Raw genomic sequence first — 1,621 nt, 5'->3', positions numbered from 1 at the left:
GTCGCCATCCATTTGAACGACACCCATCCGGTGCTCGCTATTCCAGAATTGATGCGCATCCTGATTGACGAAGAAGGCATTGCGTGGACCGAAGCATGGAATATGTGCTGTAAGATTTTCTCTTACACCAACCACACACTGATGAGCGAAGCCTTGGAAACTTGGCCGGTCGATTTGATGGGCCGTCTGCTGCCACGCCACTTGGACATCATCTTTGAAATCAACGCCTACTTCCTCAATGCCTTACGCGCCATCGGTAACTTCGACGACGACTTTGTCCGTCGCGTATCCATCATCGACGAAACCCACGGCCGTCGCGTCCGCATGGCATGGCTTGCCGTGATCGGTTCGCACAAAGTCAACGGCGTGGCCAAAATCCACTCCGATTTGATGACCACATCCATCTTTGCCGACTTCGCCAAAGTATTCCCAGAACGCTTTACCAATGTAACCAACGGCGTAACCCCGCGCCGCTGGATTAACATCGCCAACCCGGGCTTGACCAAATTCTTGGACAAACATCTGGGCGACGAAGACTGGCGTCTGCATTTGGACAACCTGACCAAGCTCAACGATAAAGTGGACGATGCTTCCGTACAGGCAGAATTCGGTGAAGTGAAAAAAGCCGCCAAAGAGCGCCTTGCTAAATACATCGAAACCGAGCTGGGCATCAAAGTTAATACCGATGCACTTTTCGACATCCAAATCAAACGTATCCACGAGTACAAACGTCAAGCATTGAACGTGATGCACATCGTCGACCGCTACAACAAAATCCTGGAAAACCCGGATTTCGATTGGCAGCCGCGCGTGTTCATCTTTGCCGGTAAAGCCGCTTCCGCCTATTACATGGCGAAGAAAATCATCCGATTGATTAACGACGTTGCCAAAGTCATCAATAACGACACCCGTATCCGCGACCTGATTAAAGTCGTTTACATCCCGAACTACAGCGTCAGCCTTGCCCAAATCATCATTCCTGCTGCCGATTTGCACGAACAAATCTCACTGGCAGGTACAGAAGCATCCGGTACCAGCAACATGAAATTTGCCCTCAACGGCGCAATCTGCATGGGTACGCTGGACGGCGCGAACGTTGAGATTTTGGAAAAAGTCGGCGCGGACAACTGCTATATCTTCGGTAACACCGTAGAACAAGTCGAAGAAATCCGCCGCAACGGTTACGACCCATTGAGCTATATCGAACGAGACAGCGACCTGCGCCGCGTCGTCAACCAAATCAGCCAAGGCACTTTCTCTCCGGAAGAGCCAAACCGCTACAACGACGTGTTGCAACCATACGGTGACTTCTATCAACTGATGGCCGATTTCCGCAGCTACATCGATACGCAATACAAAGCGGACGAACACTACCGCAACGTATCCGCATGGCGCAAATCAGCCTTGATCAACATCGCCAACATGGGCTTCTTCTCATCCGACCGCTCCATCGCCGACTACTGCCGCGATATTTGGTACATCAAACCATTGAGCGAAAAAGAATTGCCCGGCAAAAATTAAGCGTTGAGCAGATAGCGAAAGCCGATACATTGGAAAGGTGTATCGGCTTTTTTTAGACGGCATGATATAGAAACGAGCAAAACAGCATGGTTATATCGCT

Annotated in this window: 1 protein-coding gene; it reads left to right on the top strand. The window is 50.5% G+C overall.

What is annotated here, in order from left to right; translation table 11 throughout:
• The coding region (gene glgP / locus ACTHUM_RS13400) for a glycogen/starch/alpha-glucan family phosphorylase (protein ID WP_440403099.1) at window positions 1-1,521 on the top strand (1,521 nt) is incomplete at its 5' end.
• Between the last annotated feature and the right edge of the window lie 100 nt (window positions 1,522-1,621).

Source organism: Neisseria sp. P0021.S006 (assembly GCF_051956895.1).
Note: the sequence above shows the minus strand (reverse complement) of the source record. Positions and strands in the feature narration are given on the sequence as shown.